We start from the raw sequence: 18,925 nt of genomic DNA, 5'->3' as shown, positions 1-18,925 counted from the left end.
CACGTCCTCATGACGTGTATCATTCGCACCTTGCGCTGTTCTGCGCTGGCGATTCCCGTATTGTCGAACGCTCGTTCGCGACCTGTTTCCAACGCGGTCGAGTTGCCTTGTGACGCGGGTCCCCGACCCAGCTCCCGCAGCCCGACGCTGCCGCGCTTAACGTGGCAGACCAGAGGCCACAAGCTTCTGGGGATCGCCCGAACCCCTATCCGTGACCGCCAGACCCGATGTCAGTCTCCGAACTCAAACGCCGCCGCACGTTCGCGGTCATTTCCCACCCGGACGCGGGCAAGACCACGCTCACCGAAAAGCTGCTGCTGTTCTCGGGCGCGATTCAGATTGCCGGTACCGTGAAGGGCCGCAAGAGCAACCGCTACGCGACGTCCGACTGGATGGAGATCGAGAAGCAGCGGGGCATTTCGGTGGCCAGCTCGGTCATGCAGTTCGAGTATGGCGACGCCGTCATCAATCTGCTCGACACCCCAGGCCACGAAGACTTCTCTGAAGACACATACCGTGTGCTGACCGCTGTCGACGCCGCCGTGATGGTGATCGACGGCGCGAACGGCGTCGAAGCCCAAACGCTGAAGCTGCTCGAAGTGTGCCGTAGCCGCAAGACGCCGATCGTCACCTTCATCAACAAGCTCGACCGTGAAGTGCGCGAGCCACTCGAATTGCTCGACGAAATCGAACAGCACCTGGGTGTCGCCGCTGTGCCATTCACGTGGCCGATTGGCATGGGCAAGGAATTCCAGGGTGTGTACGACATCCAGCGCGATCAGGTGCGCCTGTTCCGTGCCGGCCAGGATAAAGCGGGCGGTGAAGTTGAAACGCTGCAAGCGCTCAGCGACGAAGAAGGCGAACGCCGTTTCGGTCACAGCTGGGTCAAGGCGAAGGACGAGATCGATCTGATCACTGGCGCATCGCCTGATTTTGACCGCGAGCAGTTCCTGGCCGGACAGCAATCGCCAGTGCTATTCGGCTCGGCGATCAATAACTTCGGCGTGAAGGAAATTCTCGACGCGCTGGTGGATCTGGCGCCGCCGCCGTCGATGCGTATGACCGTTCAGCGTCCGGTGATGCCGGACGAACCCAAGTTCACCGGCGTGGTGTTTAAGGTGCAGGCGAACATGGATCTGGCGCACCGCGACCGCGTGGCGTTCATTCGTGTGTGTTCGGGGCATTTCGAACGCGGCATGGCCGTGAAGGTCACGCGCACGAACAAGACCTTCCGCGCGAATAACGTGGTGACATTCCTGTCTCAGCGTCGCGAGACGGTAAGCGAGGCGTATCCGGGTGACATCATTGGTATTCCGAATCACGGCACGTTGAGTCTCGGCGATACGCTGACCGAGGGCGAGCAGTTGCAGTTCGTTGGGTTGCCGTTCTTCGCACCGGAAATTTTCCAGACGGTCGAAGTGGTCGATCCGATGCGCGCGAAGCAACTTGGTGAAGCGCTGAAGCAGCTCGGTGAAGAAGGCGCGATTCAGGTGTTCCGTCCGGAAGTGGGCGGCTTGATGATTCTTGGTGCCGTGGGGCAACTGCAGTTCGAAGTGGTGTCGCATCGTTTGTCGACGGAATACAAGGTCGACGTGCGGATGGCACCGGCGCGCTATCGGATGTCGCGTTGGGTGACCTGTGACGATGCCGCCGAGCTACGCCGTTTCACCGATTCGTATGCGGCACGGATCGCACTTGACGCGTCCGATGCGCCAACATATTTGGCGTCGCACGTGGGAGAAATCGAAGTCGCACAGAAGGCGTGGCCGAAGATCGTGTTCAACGAGTTGCGCGAGCATTCGGGCGCACCGTTCAAGAAGGTCATGTAGGCGCATGGGGATTTGTTGGCGCGGCTTGCAGTCATACCAGCAAATGGGCGCGTCGTAACGAGGGAGCTATGCCACTGCGGGATGAACCGGCCCGGCGCTTTCCTTGCGTTCGCTCGTTTCGCTAACGAGGCTGCCGCATCCGGCGTTTCGCAGACCTGCTATTGATAGCTCATCGTGAAGATTGCAGACGCATTGACGGTCCCTGCCGCTACCTCTGACCCACCTAACCGGTAGTACTGTCCGTAGAACGGGAACGACATGTTTCCGGTGGTGCCCGAACTCAACTGAAGCGCCGTGTCGAGACTGATGGGCGTTCGCGAAGCGTTAAGCAGTTGCACGCCCACGCCTTTGGCGGTGCCATTCGACGCGATGACTGACGGAATTCCCGAGTTGCCCGACGCTGAGCTAAAGGTCACCGCCACTTTCACGCCGGACTGGCAGGTAAGGTCGATCGAGAAAGGTGTGGTCGCGGCAGTTGCACCGGCGCTGTTAAGCATGGACGGGCTGATTGCTGTGAGCGCGATTGTCTGATTTGCAGTCGCAGCGGTGACGGAGCAAGTGACGAGGCGAACTGACGAATTGGTACCGAAGTTAAAGCCCGCCGAATTATTGTTGACTTTGACGTAAGTGCCAGTACTCGGGACGAGAACTGGGGCGAACGTGTTGCCGGTAACCGATCCGGCTGTGATGGTGCCGGTCTTTACCAGTTCGAACGTACCGGAAAAACTGAAGGATCCGTTCGCGTCGGTATAGCCGGACGGCGAACCGTCTGCGCAACTGGTACTGAGTGGTACCGGGGTTCCCTGGCTGGAACGCACGAGAATACCGACTCCCGCGATGCCACTCGACCAGACCCCATTCGTGCCGCTGAGAGGTCCATATAAAACGGGGCAAAGTACAATCTTCTTGTTCGCGCTATTAGGTCCGGTGCATTGGCCAGAGAGCCGAAATGGCTGCTCCGCGCCCGGAATCGTTGAACCGACCGCAAGTGAGGTGGACGCAGCTACGGTTCCAAAGGTGACGTTTACGCCTAGACCAGGTGCACTACACGACTGCGCATGGGCGCTTGCTGCCCACCCGAGTCCTATCGCTGCGAAAGCAAGCGCGTGCAAGAGCCAACGCCGGACTAATTTTGAATTGAACATCATATTCACCTTTCAAATTGAGCTGGACGCAGTCAGTGAGCATCGCTACCGTTGCGAATGATTCAACTGACGCTAGCGGGAAGGCGGACGGTAGAGGCGCATCGGCCGTCCGTCGATGCAAAGCGCGTGTGGTCACAATGTGAGTCGCAGATGATCCCGGCGAGACGCCCACTTGAAAGAGCTGTGGTCGCAGGGAAATAACGCAGGTCGCGGTCACCAGGGCCGGTTTCGGCATCACGCCGCGCGCACGCCAGACTTAATATTTGCCGGATGTCATCTCGCAATACATAGGATCATTCTTAGTTGTGTAATAACATTCCTACGTACGTATGGATAAATCGGGCGTCGGGGCGAGCGACATTAATGTTCGCCACTTGAGTGCATGGCGCGAAAGAGCGGTGTGACCGGCGATCGCCAGCCTGACGCACCCCACCTCACCCCAACTTCAAAACCTCTTCCCGCATCCATCCGGCAAACGCCTGCACATGCTCGAGCGCCGCGTGGCGTTGTGCCACGTCGAGCCAGTAGCCGAAGGGTCCGTTCACTTCAACGTCGGAAAATTGCGCGAGACTGCGGTCCACCAGTTCCTCGACGATCATGTTCCGATCGACCACCGCCAGCCCCACTCCCTTTCGAGCGGCGTGGATCGCCTGCTCCAGCGTCGAGAGCTCGATGCCGTTCTCCGCGTAGCGTGCGGGTAAGCCCGCCGTCGCCAGCCAATTCGGCCACAGGTCGAGGCGGGCGTCGTTATGCAGCACATGTAGCGCCGGCATATGTTCGAGCAGCATATCGAGCGATTCGCCGAGCAGACGCGGCGCGCCAACGAGTACATGGCGTTCGATCATCAACAATTCGGAATGCGCACCTGTCAGCGCGTCGCGCCCGAAGCGGATATTGCAGTGACAGTCTTCCGTGGGCGACGTGCGGACAGACAGTTCGACGTCGGGCAACTCGTCTGCCAGCGAACCGAGCCGCGGCGAGAACCATTGCGTCGCGAAAGTGGGCGGCACGGCGAGTACGAGACGGCGTCGGCCTTTGGCCGCGGTGATTTGCCGGAAGCCGCGTTCGATCGTGTCGAAGGCGTCCGAGAGACAGGGTAGCAACTGCAATCCGGCTGGCGTCAAACGGATACCCTTGTGATCTCGCTCGAACAGTTTCTCGCCAAGCGAGTCCTCGAGCAGCTTGATTTGCCGGCTCACGGCACCTTGCGTTACGCACAGGGCGGTGGCGGCACGATTGAAACTCATATGACGGGCGGTTTCTTCGAAGAAGCGCAACGCAATCAACGATGGCAAGCGCCGCATAAATCACCTTCCGTGTCTCTGTTCATCCGGTGCAGGTGGGTTGGCGTCACACCTGAGCCGCGGAATATAGGTTCGTGCCGCGCGTTGTCTCCGACGCGCCTTGCTGGCAATCAATCAGCCTGCGGATCTGGAGGCTGACGTGCCGCCTGGCAGCGCTAGGATTGTCGCATTTCGGCTCGATATTTTGCTTGAGCACGCTAAAAAAATTCTGATGCGCGCTGGCCTGGATCAACCGGACCTTCGTGCGCGCCAGGCGGCTTAAGCAGAAGCGCCGCGCAAATCGTCGACTTCGCCTATCCTGACGAAGACACGCGCCTCGCTGTCGGCGCGCCCTCCTATTCAACGGAGCGCCCGTGACCGTTCGCAATCTCGACGCCTTGTTCCGACCCAAATCCGTCGCCGTGATCGGCGCTTCCGAGCGACCGGGCAGCACGGGTGCGATGGTGTGGGCGCGCGTGCTGGAGGGTGGTTTCGAAGGTCCGGTGTGGCCGGTCAATCCGAAATACGACACGCTCGGCGGCCGCGCGGTGATCGGCGATGCCGGCGATCTGCCCGAGGCACCTACCGTCGCGCTGATCTGCACGCCGCCCGATACGTGGCCTGGCATCATTCACAAACTCGGCGGTTTGGGTACGCGCGCGGCGATCATCGTCGGCGAGGTGCGGTGCGATGAGGATCGCCTGGCACTGCGGCATGCGCTGTCGGCGGCGCGGCCACATCTGTTGCGCATTGTCGGGCCGGGCAGTCTCGGTGTGGTGACGCCCGCGCTGCACGCACATTTTGGTGCGCCGTCGTGCACGGTGAAGGCGGGGGGCGTTGCGTGGGTCTCGCAGTCGAACGCGCTAACCAACGCCGTGCTAGGTTGGGCGCACGCGCGTGGGCTTGGGTTTTCGCACGCGGTGGCGCTGGGCGGTGAGGCCGACGTCGATGCCGGCGACGTGCTCGACTATCTGGCGAGCGATCCCGGCACGCGTGCCATCCTGCTCGAACTGGATACGGTGCGCGCGGCGCGCAAGTTCATGTCGGCGGCTCGCGCGGCGGCGCGCAACAAGCCGGTGCTGGCGTTGCGCTCGGGCCGTTCCGATCCTGCCGATGCGCTCTACACCGCCGCGTTCCGTCGCGCGGGCATGGTGCGCGTCGATGCGCTCGACGATTTGCTCGACGAAATCGAAACGCTCGGCGTGGGCCGGGTGGCGGCGGGCGCGACGGCAACGCTGATCACGAGTGACAGCGGCCTCGCGACGCTCGCCTGCGACGCCTTCGCCGCCGCCGGCGACACGCTCGCGCCGTGGCCCGCCGAGGCGGACGCGGGGCTAAGCGAAGCGCTGCCGCGCGCGGTGGCGGGCAACCCGTTAAGACTCGGCGACGACGCCCGTCCCGAGCACTTTGGCACCGCGCTCAAGCTGCTCGCCGAGCATCGGAGCACCGGCACGGCCTTCGTGGTCCACGCGTCGACGCATGGTGCGCCGGTCGGCGAGGTCGCGCAGGCGTTGATCGCGAATCAGCGCTTCGCGTATCGCGGCTTGCTCGCGTGTTTCTTTGGCGGCGTGGATGCAGCCACGCGCGACGCGCTGCACGCCCAGGGCATCCCGGTTCATACGACGCCACAGCGGCTCGCTCGCGCGTTTGCACGGCTGGTCGACTACCGGATGGGCCGCGAACTGCTGATGCAGACGCCGGAAGGTTTGCCGGCACAGGTTCCCGAAGCCATCGACGCCGCTCAGGCGCAGGCGCGCGCCGCCATCGTCGCAGGTGAGCACCAACTAACCGGCAAGGCCGCAACGCAGTTTCTTGAGCGCTTCGGGCTGCGTGTCGAACCGCAAGCGGACGACCAGAGCGTGAGCGCAACACATGCAGCGGTACCGGAGTCGACACAGGAGCAAGTGCAGGGATTGGCGCGAGGGTCAATGCAAGGGCTGACGCAAGCACTGATGAAAGGAGCGGTTTTACATGCGACACCAGTGCCAGCGCAGCCGCCTGCTGCAGCAGGACGACCAGACCCGGCAACCGGAGATTGCGCGGACCAGGCCGCCACGGCGCTTAAAAAACCTGTTGTCGACATCGCCGTCGAGCTTCACGACGACGACAACTTCGGCCCCGTTTTCCGCTTCACCGCGCCGTCGGTGGATGGCGTGTCCGAGCCACTGCGTGTCTACGGCCTGCCGCCGTTCAACCCGATGCTGGCGCGCGACATCGTCGCGCGTTCGCGTTACGCGAGGCTCATCGACCCGGAGCCGGCATTGGCTGCGTTGACGGCGCTCTCGCAGGCGGTCTGCGACGTCAAGGAGATCGTCGGTCTGAATCTGACGCTGAGGGTGTTCATCGACCATGTCGTGGTTGTCGAGCCGACCCTGAGCATCGCGCCGACGCGCAGCCGGCTCGCGATCGTGCCTTATCCGCGCCGCTTCGAAGAGACGCTCGACTGGCAAGGCTTACGTGTAACGGTGCGGCCGATCCGCCCGGAGGACGAAGCCGCGCATCACGATTTCGTCGAAGCGATGACGCCCGAAGATCTACGCCTGCGTTTCTTCGGCGCGGTTGGCAGTTTCGATCACTCGCAGCTCGCGCGCATGACGCAGATTGACTACGACCGCGAAATGGCGCTGATTGCGACGGTGACGAGCGAGGAAGGTTTTACGCGCACCCTCGGTGTGGTGCGCGCGGTAGCCGATCCGGACAACGAGACCGCAGAGTTCGCCGCCGCGGTGCGCTCGGACCAGAAAGGCCGGCGCCTTGGACAATTGCTGATGGACCGGATCATCAAGTACGCGCGGGCGCGCGGCATACATTGGCTGGTCGGCGAGGCGCTGCGGGAAAATGCGCCGATGATCGCGCTGGCCAGATCTTGCGGCTTCACGATCACGCCGACGGAAGATCCGGGCGTGATCGGTTTCAGGATGGCGCTGGACGAACCCGCGCAGGGATGAACGGCGGCTTGCTGCGACGTTCAGCTCTCGCGGGTGCGCGCCTCAAGCCGGCAGCTTTGCCGCGGCTTCGTCGACTTGCGTGCGCGTCACGGCCAATTCTTCCAGCCACGCTTCAGCGTAGACCGCGCCCGTCTCGCGTTCCAGACGTGCAATCGTCGCCGCGCAACGGTTCGCGTCCTTCAGCGTCGCGATGAACGACTTCACCGATTCACCTGCCTTGAAGGCGTCGAACAAGGGCACGCGGATGTCGTCCGGCAGCGGACGCGCTGTCCATTGATACGGCTTGCCGTTGAACGTGAACTGCGGCGGCAGCACGCGTTCTTTCTTCGCCGCCGGAATCAGGCCGAAGGTGCGCGCGGCGTCGCCGATCTGCTCGGCCGAAAACAGCTCGTCCGGGCTGATGTCGAATTGCTGAATGAAGGTCTCGATGCTTTGCATTGCCGCGGCGCGATCGTCACGGCGCTTCTGCGCGTGAGCGACGATGTCGCGCAGTTCGTCGGCTTCTTCAGGCGTAATCGTGAAGCTCGACTGCTTCTGCTGGAGTTCGGAAAAACGCTGGAATTCGGAATCGGTCAGAAGTTTCGCCATTGCTTATCGATGGGCGCGCACGAGGGGACCCATGCGGCGTGGTTTTTGAGAGGGTCGCCATTCTAAACCATGTGACGAAGCGGACGATTTTGCAACGGCCCGCTAGACAGCCGCGTCCCGAAACATCGACAACGCCCGCACCGTCTCGCGCAGCAACGCTGTCGCCGCCTCCAACGTCGGCGCAACGTATTCGTCGATACGTTTCAAGTACGGGCAAGTGAGCACCGCGATCGCCTGGCCCGACGGCCCCTGGATCGGGAACGTGACGTCGGTGACACCGAACGTCTGCTGACTGTCCTTCTGCGAAAACCCCGCCGCGCGAATCCGCTCGCACACCTGTTCCAGGGCGCCGCGATCGATCGTGACTTCGCCTTTCACCTTGGTGTGTTCGGCGAGCATCTGTTCGCGCTGCTCGACGCTTTGAAACGCGAGCATCACGCGGCCCGACCCGGTATCGATCAGGCCAACGCGTGAACCGAGCCGCACGGACATCCCCCACGTGCCCGGTCCGTCCACCTGCGCGATCACCAGCAGATTGCCGCGGTCGTACACCACCAGATGACACGATTGCTCGGCAGCATCGGCAAAGCGCTGCATCAGCGGCAGCGCTTCGGAGATCAGACGGTTCATCGGCGGATGACGGTGCGCGAGCGCGTACAGCTTCAGGCTCAGCGAATAACGGTCGCCCGCCGCCGAGCGCACCACGTATTGCCGTGCGACCAGCCGCTCCAACATCCGGTACATCTCGCTCGCGTTGCGTCCCAGCAGCTTGGTGATTTCCGCGCGCGTCAGCCCTTCTTTCTGCTCGGCGAGCAGTTCAAGGATGTCGAGGCCCTTGTCCAACGCGGGGGCGCGGTAACGGTCGGCATCGTCTTTGTCTTCTGCGTCCATGGTGAGCAAAGCTCCGTGTGTTGTTCGCATTATCTGGCGCGTGAGTGTAAGTGCGTGGGGAATCTCAAGCGAGGTGGCCCCGCGCCAGGGGAAACACTGACGTTTGGTGCAGTGCACGTTGCTTGACTTCAAAAGATTCGTATATGAATAATACGTTCATTGGTGAATTGACAAACGCCAATACCTCATAAGAAAGCGCAGGACGAAGTGCTCACCATTCGCGTGGCGGGTTCACGCAGTTCCCATAACGCACTACCTTGCATGGGGCCGGAGTAAGCGCGTCAGCTAAAGCGTCAATTCCGGACCGACACAGGAGACAACCATGTCGTTCGCCAAAGGGCCGTACCCGGCTCGCCGTTTTTTGCAGAGTTCGTTGTTCGCCGTTGCATCGGCTGCGTGCATCGCCGGCCTCGCGGTCAGTGGTGCGGCGCATGCCGCTGACGCAGGCAAGGTCGGCCTGGGTCTACCGCTTCTCACGTCGCCGTTCTGGCAGTCGTACAACAACTATCTGCCCAAGTACGCGAAGGACATGGGCATCGATATCCTCGCGCCGGTCAATTCGAATGGCGATCCGGCACAGCAGATCACCGACATGAACAACCTGCTGAACCTCGGTGCGAAAGGCATCGTGGTCGGTCCGCTGGATTCGGCGGCGATCAGTCGCGCGCTCGATGCGGCATCGGCGAAGAACGTGCCGGTGGTTGCCGTCGACGTCGCGCCGACGCAAGGCAAGGTGGCGATGGTGGTGCGCGCCGACAATCGCGCGTACGGCGAGAAAGCGTGCAAGTACATCGGCGAGCATGTGAAGTCGGGCAAGGTCGTGCAGATCATGGGCGACCTGGCGTCGGTCAATGGACGCGATCGGTCCGAAGCGTTCCGCTCGTGTCTGAAGGGCTTTCCGGCTCTGTCGCTGCTGGAAATTCCGGCAAGCTGGAAGGGTGACGTCGCGGCGACCGCGCTCGACAGCCTGCTCACCGCGAATCCCGACGTGAAGGCAATCTACATGCAGGCAGGCGGCGTCTATCTATCGCCCACGCTGCAAACGTTGCGCCGCAAGCAGATGCTGTTTCCGGCCGGCGATGCGAAGCACGTCGTGATTGTCAGTAACGATGGCATTCCGCAGGAGTTCGAGGCCATCCGTCGCGGCGATATCGACGCCACCGTGTCGCAGCCTGCCGATTCCTACGCGAAATACGGTCTTTTCTATATCAAGGCGACGTTGGCCGGACAGACCTTCAAGCCGGGCCCGACGGATCACGGCAGCAACATCGTTCAGTTGGCGCCGGGCATTCTCGAAGATCAATTGCCCGCGCCGCTCGTCACGAAGTCGAATGTCGACGACAAAGCGTTGTGGGGCAATACGGTCAAATGAGCGAGCCGACGCCTTCCGTGCCGGTCGTCGAAGCGATTGAGGTCACCAAACGCTTCGGCTCCACGGCCGCGCTGAAAGACGTGAGCATCCGCGTGATGTCCGGCGAGTCGCATGCGCTCGTCGGGCGCAACGGGGCGGGCAAATCGACGCTGGTGTCGATCCTCACCGGCCTGCGCAAGCCCGACACCGGCGAGGTGCGTTTCGGCGGCGTGGCCGCGCCGTCGATCGCGGATCGCGATGCGTGGCGCGAGCGCGTCGCCTGCGTCTATCAGCATTCGACGATCATCCGCGATCTCTCCGTCGCGGAGAATCTGTTTATCAACCGGCAACCGTCGCGCGGGGGCGTAATCGATTGGCGCGCGATGCGTCGCGACGCGCGTGCGTTGCTCGATCACTGGAAGATCGACGTGCGCGAAGATGCGCGCGCCGGCGATCTGAGCGTGGAAGCACGGCAACTCGTGGAGATTGCGCGGGCGCTGTCGTACGGCGCGCGCTTCATCATCCTCGACGAACCGACCGCGCAGCTCGACGGCGACGAAATCAAGCGCCTGTTCCGCCGCATCACCGAGTTGCAGCGCGAAGGCGTGACGTTCCTCTTTATTTCTCATCATCTGCAGGAAGTCTACGAAATCTGCCAGGCCGTGACGGTGCTGCGCGACGCGCGGCATATCGTCAGCGCGCCGGTCTCCGCGTTGCCGCGCGAGCAATTGATCGAAGCGATGACCGGCGAGCGCGGCGGCCTGGCTGTTGCCGATGCGGCGGCGCGCGACGCGTTGCCGGCGGACACGGCCGTTGCGCTGGAAGTGGAAGATCTGGCCGGCGCCGATTACGAAGGTGTGTCGTTCACGGTGAGGCGCGGCGAAGTCGTCGGCCTGACCGGTGCAACGAGCAGCGGCCGCACGAGCGTGGCCGAAGCGATTGCCGGTTTGCGCGCGGCCAGGCGCGGCTCGATCAGCGTCGGCGGCGCAACGCTGCCGCCGGGTGATGTCCCCGCCGCCTTGGCGCACGGCATTGGCTGCGTGCCGAAGGATCGCCATCACGAAGGGCTGGTGCTGACGCAATCGGTTGCCGAAAACGCCTCGATGACGATCGCGCGTCTGCTCGGCAAATTCGGCATCGCGCCGCCGGCGAAGAAAAACGCTTTCGGTCAGAAGATGATCGACGCGCTCGGCATCGTCGCGCAAGGCCCCGAGCACATCGTGTCAGGGCTATCGGGCGGCAATCAGCAGAAGGTGGTCATGGCGCGCGCGCTCGCCACCGATCCCAACGTGCTCGTACTGATCGACCCTACGGCAGGCGTCGATGTGAAATCGAAAGAAGCGTTGCTGTCAGTCGTGGATCGCGTGCGCGAAGACGGTAAAGCCGTGCTGGTCGTGTCCGGCGAACTCGACGATCTGCGCACCTGTGACCGCGTGCTGGTCATGTTCCGTGGCCGTGTCGCGGCCGAATTTCCCGCGGGTTGGCAGGACCACGACCTGATCGCATCCGTTGAAGGAGTCAGTCTCCATGAAGAATAGTGTGCCCAGCCCTGCATTCGGCACCCCGCAAGGTCAAGTGCAGCCACCGCACGCCGTGGTCGCGACGCGCGGCAAACGTGCTCGCGGCGAACTCGCCCGGCTGCGCGAACTGGCATTGCTGCCCGCGCTTGCGTTGTTGCTCGTGATCGGCGCGTTTGTCAGCCCAAGCTTTCTGACGAAGGCGAATCTGATCAGCGTGCTGGGTGCGTCCGCGGCCCTGGCGTTGGTCGTGCTTGCCGAATCGCTGATTGTATTGACCGGCAAGTTCGATCTGTCGCTCGAATCGACGGTGGGTATTGCGCCCGCTGTCGGCGCGATGCTGGTGATGCCGGCTGCATCCGCGGGCTTCGGGATGCAATGGCCGGCGGCGGCGGGTCTGCTGGCCATCCTTGCGGTCGGCGCGGTGATCGGCTTCGTCAACGGGTTCCTCGTGGTGCGTCTGCGGCTGAACGCATTCATTGTCACGCTGGCGATGCTGATCGTGTTGCGCGGCATGCTGGTCGGCGCGACCAAAGGCGGCACGCTGTTCGATATGCCGCCGTCGTTCTTCTCGCTCGCCACCACCATCGTGCTCGGTTTGCCGTTGTCGGTGTGGCTCGCGGCGGCCGCATTCGCGATCGCTGCGTTCGTGCTGCGCTATCACCGTTTGGGACGCGCGCTGTACGCGATCGGCGGCAATCCGGAAGCGGCCCGCGCGGCGGGGATTCGCGTCGAGCGCATTACGTGGGGCGTGTTCGTGCTCGGCAGCATGCTGGCCTCGGTGGGCGGTTTGATCGTCACCGGGTACGTCGGCGCGATCAACGCGAACCAGGGTAACGGCATGATCTTTACGGTGTTCGCGGCGGCGGTGATCGGCGGCATTTCGCTCGACGGCGGCAAAGGCTCGATGCTCGGTGCGCTCACCGGCGTCTTGCTGCTGGGTGTCGTGCAGAACCTGCTGACGCTGGCCCAGGTGCCGTCGTTCTGGATTCAGGCGATCTATGGCGCAATCATCCTCGGCTCGCTGATGGTGGCACGGCTCGCCAGCGGCGAGGGCCAGAACTAATGCACACGCATCACGGAGAACGCACTTGACCAGCCACCCTTTGCAAACGCCCGAAACGCCGCAGACGCCCCAAACATCGAAAACCGACCCGCGCCTGATTCTGCTCAGTCCGGCGGATAACTGCCTGATCGCGGCGGCGCGTCTCGATGCGGGCACGCAAGTCGAGATCGAGGGCGAGCGCGTGACGCTCACCAAAACGATCGACCTCGGTCACAAGGTGGCGCGCCATGAACTTGCCAAAGACGACAAGGTGTTGCGTTATGGCGCGGTGATCGGGCACGTGACCGAGGCGGTGGCGCGCGGTGCGCATCTGCATACGCACAACCTCGAAAGCGATTATTTGCCCACTTATACGCACGACGCGGGCCACGAGTTTGTCCATCACTGATTTGAGCACAATGACGTGGCCTCGCGCCGCGCTGGAATGAACATGACCGACACTTCAGTAGCATCCGCCGCCGCGCGGCAGCCCGTGTTGCAGGGCTATCCGCGCAAGGATGGCCGCAAGGGCATCCGCAATGTGGTTGCGGTGGCGTATCTGGTCGAGTGCGCGCATCACGTCGCTCGCGAGATCGTCACGCAGTTTCGCGAACCGCTCGACGCGTTCGACGATCCTTCAGCCGAGCGCGAGCCGCCCGTGCATCTGATCGGCTTTCCCGGTTGCTATCCGAATGGCTACGCCGAAAAGATGCTCGAGCGTCTCACCACGCATCCCAACGTAGGCGCGGTGCTGTTCGTGTCACTCGGATGCGAGAGCATGAACAAGCATTACCTCGTCGACGTCGTGCGCGCGAGCGGCCGTCCCGTCGAAGTCCTGACGATCCAGGAGAAAGGCGGCACACGTAGCACGATTCAATACGGCGTCGACTGGATTCGCGACGCACGCAAGCAACTGGCCGCGCAGCAGAAAGTGCCGATGGCGTTGAGCGAACTGGTGATCGGCACGATTTGCGGCGGCTCGGACGGCACCAGCGGCATCACCGCGAACCCGGCCGTGGGCCGTGCGTTCGATCATCTGATCGACGCGGGTGCGACCTGCATCTTCGAAGAAACCGGCGAGCTGGTGGGCTGCGAGTTTCATATGAAAACGCGTGCCGCGAGGCCGGAACTCGGGGATGAAATTGTCGCGTGCGTTGCGAAGGCGGCGCGCTACTACTCGATCCTCGGGCATGGCAGTTTTGCCGTCGGCAATGCGGACGGCGGCCTCACCACGCAGGAAGAGAAATCTCTAGGAGCGTACGCGAAAAGCGGCGCATCGCCGATTGTCGGCATTATCAAACCCGGCGACGTTCCACCGACTGGCGGCCTCTATCTGCTCGATGTCGTGCCTGACGGCGAACCGCGCTTCGGCTTTCCGAACATCAGCGACAACGCGGAAATCGGCGAACTGATCGCATGCGGCGCGCATGTGATTCTGTTCACGACCGGACGTGGATCGGTGGTCGGCTCGGCGATTTCGCCCGTCATCAAGGTGTGCGCAAATCCCGCGACGTATCGCAATCTTGCCGGCGATATGGACGTCGATGCAGGCCGCATTCTCGAAGGCCGTGGCACGCTCGACGAAGTCGGCCGTGAAGTGTTCGAGCAAACGGTGGCGGTGTCGCTCGGTGCGGCGTCGAAATCTGAAACGCTCGGTCATCAGGAGTTCATCCTGACATACAAGACTTTCGAACCGGTGGGTCCGGCGTGTTTGCCGTCGAACGCTGCACCGCCGCATCGGGCTTTTGCGATCGCGCGGCACTGAGTGGCCTATCAGTTGTCGAACAGTGATTGATTCGGCGCGCGGTAACGCGACCGTCACGCGGCGGCCAAATCTCGTTTCCGCGTGGTAAAAACACGAATGGGATCGGAATAAGCGCTAAAGCGCTAACTCCGATCGACAGCCGTGCATGGGATCGGAATAAGCGCTAAAGCGCTAACTCCGATCGACACAGGAGACGTAGTCAATGACGGCAAAGACCGGTTCGAAGACCGAACAGCGGCGCGGTATCGGCCGCCGCGCATTACAAGTCAGCGGGCTCGGACTCGGTACGGCGCCCCTGGGCGGCCTGTACAGCGATCTGTCCGATGAAGAAGCGCACGCGACCATCGCCGCCGCGTGGGATGTCGGCGTGCGTTACTTCGATACCGCGCCGCTCTACGGCTACACGAAGGCCGAGCATCGTTTGGGCGACGCCTTGCGCCGCTATCCGCGCGGCGAGTATGTGTTGTCCACCAAAGTGGGCCGCCGTTTTGTGCCGCGCACCACCCCCTGCGATCCAAACGATAGCTGGCAAAACCCGCTGCCATTCGAAGCGATCTACGACTATACGCATGACGGCATTCTGCGTTCGTTCGAAGACAGCCAGCAGCGTCTCGGCATCGTCGATATCGACATTTTGCTGGTGCACGATATTGGCCGCGTGACGCATGGCGACCAGAACTCCCATTACTGGCGGCAACTCACCGAAGGCGGCGGCTTTCGGGCGCTCGACGATCTGCGCTCTTCGGGCGCGATAAAAGCGGTTGGGCTCGGCGTCAATGAAGGCGCTGTCATACTCGAAGCGATGGCCGAATTCGATATCGATTGCGCGTTGCTTGCAGGCCGTTATACGCTCCTCGAACAGACCACGCTCGACGACCTGCTCCCAGCATGTGAACAACGCGGCGTCAGCATCCTGTTAGGCGGCGCGTTCAACTCGGGCATTCTGGCGCGCGGCGTCCAGGGCGATCTGAAATTCAACTATGGCGAAGCGCCGCGCGAAGTTGTCGAGCGCGTTGCGCGGCTGGAAGCGGTGTGCAAGGTGTATGGCGTGCCGCTTGCCGCCGCGGCTTTGCAGTTTCCGTATGCGCATCCGGCGGTCGCGAGCGTGTTGACCGGTGCGCGCAGTGCCAACGAATTGCGTGAGAACGCCGCGTCGTTCCAGCAGCCGATCCCCGCGGACCTGTGGTCCGCGTTGCGTGACGAAGGCTTGCTCGACAGACGCGCGCCCGCGCCAGAGGATTAATTTGACAATGCTTATCGACGCACACCAGCACTATTGGGACCCCGCTCGCGGCGATTACGAGTGGCTCACGCCGGAACTGAAAATCCTGTACCGGCCGTTCGGTCCCGCCGATCTCAAACCGCTGCGCGAAACGGTGGGTGTCGAGCGGACGGTGGTGGTGCAGGCGGCGCCGACTATCGATGAAACGCGCTACTTGCTGGACATGGCGCGGCATGAACCTTCGATCGCCGGTGTGGTCGGCTGGGTGCCGTTGCTGCTGCCCACGGCGCCGGCTGTGATCGAAGCGCTGGCGCATGAGCCGAAGTTCAAAGGCGTGCGGCCGATGTTGCAGGATCTGCCCGACGATACTTGGATTGCGAACCCGGATCTCGCACCCGCGATCGAAGCGCTAATCGCACACGACCTCGCGTTCGACGCGTTGATTTACGCGCGGCACGTCGAGCATTTCGAAACGTTCGCGGCGCGTTTTCCTGCGCTGCGTATTGTTGTCGATCACGGCGCCAAGCCGCCGATCCGCTACGGTCGCGCGGGTTGGCAGACATGGGCCGACGCGGTCACGCGGCTCGCAAAGTTGCCGCAAGTGCATTGCAAGCTGTCGGGACTCGTCACGGAAGCGTCGCCTGGCTGGACCGAGGAAACGCTTCATCCCTATGTCGACCATCTGCTGAAGTCATTCGGTCCCGCGCGTTTGATGTGGGGCAGCGACTGGCCGGTGCTCGATCTGAACGGCGACTATCTGCTGTGGCACTCCGTGGCGAATACCTTGCTCGCGTCCTTGAACGACGCCGAGCGTGAGGCGGTTTTCGGCGGCAACGCCGCTGCGTTTTATCGACTTTGATGTGACGAACACGCTTGGCGAAGACAAGAGCAAGCCTACTCAACTGGAGTCGTAAATGACACAAAGACTGGCCGGCAAGACGGCCCTGATCACCGCGGCAGGACAAGGTATCGGACTCGCCACCGCGGAACTGTTCGCCCGCGAAGGCGCGCGCGTGATCGCCACCGATATCCGCATCGACGGACTCGCGGGCAAGCCCGTCGAGGCTCGCAAGCTCGACGTGCGCGACAACGCGGCGATCAAGGCGCTGGCGGCTGAACTCGGCGCGATCGACGTGCTGTTCAATTGCGCGGGCTTCGTGCATGCCGGCTCGATTCTCGAGTGCAGCGAAGAAGATTGGGATTTTGCCTTCGACCTGAACGTGAAGGCGATGTACCGCATGATCCGTGCGTTTTTGCCCACCATGCTGGAGAAGGGCGGCGGGTCGATCATCAATATGTCGTCGGCGGCGTCGAGCGTGAAGGGCGTGCCGAACCGCTTTGCCTACAGCGCGTCGAAAGCCGCGGTGATCGGACTGACCAAGTCTGTCGCTGCGGACTTCATCACGCGTGGTGTACGCTGTAACGCGATCTGCCCAGGCACGGTGGCTTCGCCGTCGCTCGAACAGCGGATCGTCGAGCAGGCCAAGGCGCAAGGCGCGACGCTCGAGGCCGTGCAGGCGGCTTTTGTCGCGCGTCAGCCGATGGGCCGCATCGGCAAGCCGGAAGAGATCGCCGCGTTGGCGCTGTATCTCGCGTCCGACGAATCGTCGTTTACCACCGGTCATGCGCATGTGATCGACGGCGGCTGGTCGAACTGACGCGGTTTGATCAACGCTGAAACACGAACCGAATACCACTGAACATCACTGAACGTAAAGGGAAGTGCAACGATGAAACTGCTTCGTTATGGGCCGAAAGGCCAGGAAAAGCCAGGCCTGCTCGACGCGCAGGGCAAGATTCGCGATCTGTCGGCGGTGCTTGGCGACATCGACGGTGCCGCGCTGACCGACGAAGGCCTCGCCAAGCTGCGCGCGCTCGATCCGGCTTCGCTGCCGCTGGTCGAGGGCAATCCGCGCCTGGGGCCGTGCGTCGGCAAGATCGGCAAGTTCATCTGCATCGGGCTGAACTACGCAGACCACGCCGCCGAATCGAATCTGCCGGTGCCGTCTGAACCGGTGATTTTCAACAAGTGGACGAGCGCGATCAGCGGACCGAACGACGACGTCGAAATTCCGCGCGGCTCGAAGAAGACCGATTGGGAAGTCGAACTCGGCGTGGTGATCGGCAAGCCCGCGAAATACATCGACGAAGCCAACGCGCTCGACTATGTCGCCGGCTACTGCGTGATCAACGACGTGTCGGAACGCGAATGGCAGATCGAACGCGGCGGCACGTGGGATAAGGGCAAGGGCTTCGATACGTTCGGCCCGATCGGCCCGTGGGTCGTAACGCGCGACGAAGTCGCCGATCCGCAGAACCTGAGCCTGTGGCTCGAAGTGGACGGCCACCGCTATCAGAATGGCAGCACGAAAACGATGGTGTTCGGCGTCGCGAAACTGGTGTCGTATGTGTCGCAGTGCATGAGCCTGCAACCGGGCGACGTGATTTCGACCGGCACGCCGCCGGGCGTCGGCATGGGCGTGAAGCCGAATCCCGTATTCCTGAAGCCGGGCCAGACCATACGTCTCGGTATCGAAGGTCTCGGCGAGCAGACGCAGAAGACTTACGCGGCGGAGTGATTCGCCCGCCCGGTTGAAAAGCGTCGTTGATGTGAGAATTGGAGAGGCCGTTCCCGCATGATGCGGGAACGGCCTTTTTCAACCCGCCGGCTCGTGCTCGCCGTTCTCGCTGATGCGATTGATCGTGCCTTGCGCAACGGCGACGAGTTTCTCGCGTTGCCCGTCCATCACATACACGTTGCACTGGCAGGTCGCCTGGTAGCGGCCCGCGTAGACGACCTTCGCCCGCGCGATCAGCGTGCCGTTTACCACTGGCCGCAGATAGTTGATCTTGTACTCGCCGGTCACGACCTTCGGCCCCAGCGACAGCGCGCCGGCGAACGTCAGCGCATTGTCGGCGAGATAGCTGATGACGCCGCCATGCACGAAGCCATGCTGCTGCCGCAGCTCGTCGCGGATCGGCAGACTCAGCGTCAGTTCGTTGGTGCCGGTGTGCATCAGTTCGGTGCCCAGCAGCATGCTGAACGGCTGGGCATGCAGTGCGCCGCGCGCCCGGTCGAGGATGTCGGTCATCGTGATTCCTTCGGGCGTGGCCCGCAGTGGCATCTGCACCGGCGTGCGTTGTGCAGTCCCTACCCACTCTAGGAAGCACCGGCGCACCGCGTCAAGGTGAATCCAAAATATCTGCGCGGCATTGTTGCGCAAAATAACAAGAATTGCGAAATTGGCCGATGAAAAGGGGGCATAAGACGATCTTTGACGACATTGATCTCAAGCAAAGCGTGGTTCTGCCGTTAACCCCGACGTAGCTCCCGTCATTCT

General features: G+C 62.6%; 16 protein-coding genes. 11 read left to right on the top strand and 5 right to left on the bottom strand.

The genetic code is table 11. From position 1 onward, the window contains the following. Positions 1-227: 227 nt before the first annotated feature. The gene (locus tag DSC91_RS14105) at positions 228-1,829 is read left to right on the top strand and encodes a peptide chain release factor 3 (protein ID WP_115779146.1); all 1,602 of its coding nucleotides are present in this window, start codon (positions 228-230) and stop codon (positions 1,827-1,829) included. A 158-nt stretch (positions 1,830-1,987) separates the two neighbouring features. Here the strand turns inward: DSC91_RS14105 and DSC91_RS14100 are convergent, their stop codons facing one another. Both DSC91_RS14100 and DSC91_RS14095 read right to left on the bottom strand, forming a co-directional pair. After that, on the bottom strand, positions 1,988-2,647 hold the full coding sequence (locus DSC91_RS14100) for a fimbrial protein (protein ID WP_373291846.1): 660 nt from the start codon (positions 2,645-2,647) through the stop codon (positions 1,988-1,990). A gap of 761 nt (positions 2,648-3,408) precedes the next feature. Beyond that, on the bottom strand, positions 3,409-4,278 hold the full coding sequence (locus tag DSC91_RS14095; RefSeq protein WP_115779142.1) for a LysR family transcriptional regulator: 870 nt from the start codon (positions 4,276-4,278) through the stop codon (positions 3,409-3,411). A gap of 353 nt (positions 4,279-4,631) precedes the next feature. On the opposite strand from DSC91_RS14095, the gene DSC91_RS14085 reads away from it, so the two are divergent. Beyond that, complete coding sequence (locus DSC91_RS14085; protein WP_115779138.1) at positions 4,632-7,205, top strand: bifunctional acetate--CoA ligase family protein/GNAT family N-acetyltransferase; 2,574 nt, start codon at positions 4,632-4,634, stop codon at positions 7,203-7,205. Between the two features lie 42 nt (positions 7,206-7,247). Here the strand turns inward: DSC91_RS14085 and DSC91_RS14080 are convergent, their stop codons facing one another. Beyond that, the gene (locus DSC91_RS14080; RefSeq protein WP_115779137.1) at positions 7,248-7,793 is read right to left on the bottom strand and encodes a hypothetical protein; all 546 of its coding nucleotides are present in this window, start codon (positions 7,791-7,793) and stop codon (positions 7,248-7,250) included. A gap of 102 nt (positions 7,794-7,895) precedes the next feature. Then, positions 7,896-8,684: an IclR family transcriptional regulator gene (locus DSC91_RS14075; RefSeq protein WP_115779135.1), complete on the bottom strand. Its 789-nt coding sequence runs from the start codon at positions 8,682-8,684 to the stop codon at positions 7,896-7,898. Between the two features lie 322 nt (positions 8,685-9,006). On the opposite strand from DSC91_RS14075, the gene DSC91_RS14070 reads away from it, so the two are divergent. The 9 genes from DSC91_RS14070 (at position 9,007) to DSC91_RS14030 (ending at position 18,163) form a co-directional block, all read left to right on the top strand. Next, a complete protein-coding gene (locus DSC91_RS14070) occupies positions 9,007-10,056 on the top strand; it encodes a sugar ABC transporter substrate-binding protein (protein ID WP_162831395.1) in 1,050 nt (349 codons plus the stop codon). After that, positions 10,053-11,573 (top strand): sugar ABC transporter ATP-binding protein, encoded by a 1,521-nt coding sequence (locus DSC91_RS14065; RefSeq protein WP_115779133.1) that lies wholly within the window; start codon positions 10,053-10,055, stop codon positions 11,571-11,573. The genes DSC91_RS14070 and DSC91_RS14065 overlap by 4 nt, the downstream gene beginning before the upstream one ends. Further along, complete coding sequence (locus tag DSC91_RS14060; protein ID WP_115779131.1) at positions 11,563-12,618, top strand: ABC transporter permease; 1,056 nt, start codon at positions 11,563-11,565, stop codon at positions 12,616-12,618. The genes DSC91_RS14065 and DSC91_RS14060 overlap by 11 nt, the downstream gene beginning before the upstream one ends. Positions 12,619-12,643: 25 nt before the next feature. Beyond that, a complete protein-coding gene (locus DSC91_RS14055) occupies positions 12,644-13,006 on the top strand; it encodes a UxaA family hydrolase (protein ID WP_229758214.1) in 363 nt (120 codons plus the stop codon). A gap of 42 nt (positions 13,007-13,048) precedes the next feature. Continuing rightward, positions 13,049-14,362 carry a UxaA family hydrolase gene (locus DSC91_RS14050; RefSeq protein WP_115779127.1) on the top strand — a complete coding sequence of 438 codons (1,314 nt, stop codon included), beginning with the start codon at positions 13,049-13,051 and terminating at the stop codon, positions 14,360-14,362. A 202-nt stretch (positions 14,363-14,564) separates the two neighbouring features. Next, positions 14,565-15,605 (top strand): aldo/keto reductase, encoded by a 1,041-nt coding sequence (locus DSC91_RS14045; RefSeq protein ID WP_115779125.1) that lies wholly within the window; start codon positions 14,565-14,567, stop codon positions 15,603-15,605. Positions 15,606-15,612: 7 nt separating this feature from the next. Next, the gene (locus tag DSC91_RS14040; protein WP_115779123.1) at positions 15,613-16,443 is read left to right on the top strand and encodes an amidohydrolase family protein; all 831 of its coding nucleotides are present in this window, start codon (positions 15,613-15,615) and stop codon (positions 16,441-16,443) included. Between the two features lie 55 nt (positions 16,444-16,498). Beyond that, positions 16,499-17,242 carry an SDR family oxidoreductase gene (locus DSC91_RS14035; protein WP_115779121.1) on the top strand — a complete coding sequence of 248 codons (744 nt, stop codon included), beginning with the start codon at positions 16,499-16,501 and terminating at the stop codon, positions 17,240-17,242. A gap of 72 nt (positions 17,243-17,314) precedes the next feature. Continuing rightward, entirely contained in the window at positions 17,315-18,163 is an 849-nt protein-coding gene (locus DSC91_RS14030; RefSeq protein ID WP_115779119.1) for an ureidoglycolate lyase, read from the top strand. A 78-nt stretch (positions 18,164-18,241) separates the two neighbouring features. Here DSC91_RS14030 and DSC91_RS14025 read toward each other — a convergent pair whose 3' ends face one another. Continuing rightward, positions 18,242-18,676 carry a PaaI family thioesterase gene (locus tag DSC91_RS14025; protein ID WP_115779117.1) on the bottom strand — a complete coding sequence of 145 codons (435 nt, stop codon included), beginning with the start codon at positions 18,674-18,676 and terminating at the stop codon, positions 18,242-18,244. Positions 18,677-18,925: the final 249 nt, after the last annotated feature.

This window comes from Paraburkholderia caffeinilytica (genome assembly GCF_003368325.1).
Taxonomy (GTDB): domain Bacteria; phylum Pseudomonadota; class Gammaproteobacteria; order Burkholderiales; family Burkholderiaceae; genus Paraburkholderia; species Paraburkholderia caffeinilytica.
The sequence above is the reverse complement of the archived record's forward strand: the minus strand, read 5'-3'. Positions and strand labels throughout refer to the sequence as shown.

Excerpts from the sequence above, each read along its gene's own strand:
- DSC91_RS14095 (WP_115779142.1), bottom strand. The coding sequence starts at position 4,278 with ATGCGGCGCTTGCCATCGTTGATTGCGTTGCGCTTCTTCGAAGAAACC.
- DSC91_RS14045 (WP_115779125.1), top strand. The coding sequence starts at position 14,565 with ATGACGGCAAAGACCGGTTCGAAGACCGAACAGCGGCGCGGTATCGGC.
- DSC91_RS14025 (WP_115779117.1), bottom strand. The coding sequence starts at position 18,676 with ATGACCGACATCCTCGACCGGGCGCGCGGCGCACTGCATGCCCAGCCG.
- DSC91_RS14060 (WP_115779131.1), top strand. The coding sequence starts at position 11,563 with ATGAAGAATAGTGTGCCCAGCCCTGCATTCGGCACCCCGCAAGGTCAA.
- DSC91_RS14075 (WP_115779135.1), bottom strand. The coding sequence starts at position 8,684 with ATGGACGCAGAAGACAAAGACGATGCCGACCGTTACCGCGCCCCCGCG.
- DSC91_RS14080 (WP_115779137.1), bottom strand. The coding sequence starts at position 7,793 with ATGGCGAAACTTCTGACCGATTCCGAATTCCAGCGTTTTTCCGAACTC.
- DSC91_RS14050 (WP_115779127.1), top strand. The coding sequence starts at position 13,049 with ATGACCGACACTTCAGTAGCATCCGCCGCCGCGCGGCAGCCCGTGTTG.
- DSC91_RS14105 (WP_115779146.1), top strand. The coding sequence starts at position 228 with ATGTCAGTCTCCGAACTCAAACGCCGCCGCACGTTCGCGGTCATTTCC.
- DSC91_RS14040 (WP_115779123.1), top strand. The coding sequence starts at position 15,613 with ATGCTTATCGACGCACACCAGCACTATTGGGACCCCGCTCGCGGCGAT.
- DSC91_RS14065 (WP_115779133.1), top strand. The coding sequence starts at position 10,053 with ATGAGCGAGCCGACGCCTTCCGTGCCGGTCGTCGAAGCGATTGAGGTC.
- DSC91_RS14035 (WP_115779121.1), top strand. The coding sequence starts at position 16,499 with ATGACACAAAGACTGGCCGGCAAGACGGCCCTGATCACCGCGGCAGGA.
- DSC91_RS14070 (WP_162831395.1), top strand. The coding sequence starts at position 9,007 with ATGTCGTTCGCCAAAGGGCCGTACCCGGCTCGCCGTTTTTTGCAGAGT.
- DSC91_RS14030 (WP_115779119.1), top strand. The coding sequence starts at position 17,315 with ATGAAACTGCTTCGTTATGGGCCGAAAGGCCAGGAAAAGCCAGGCCTG.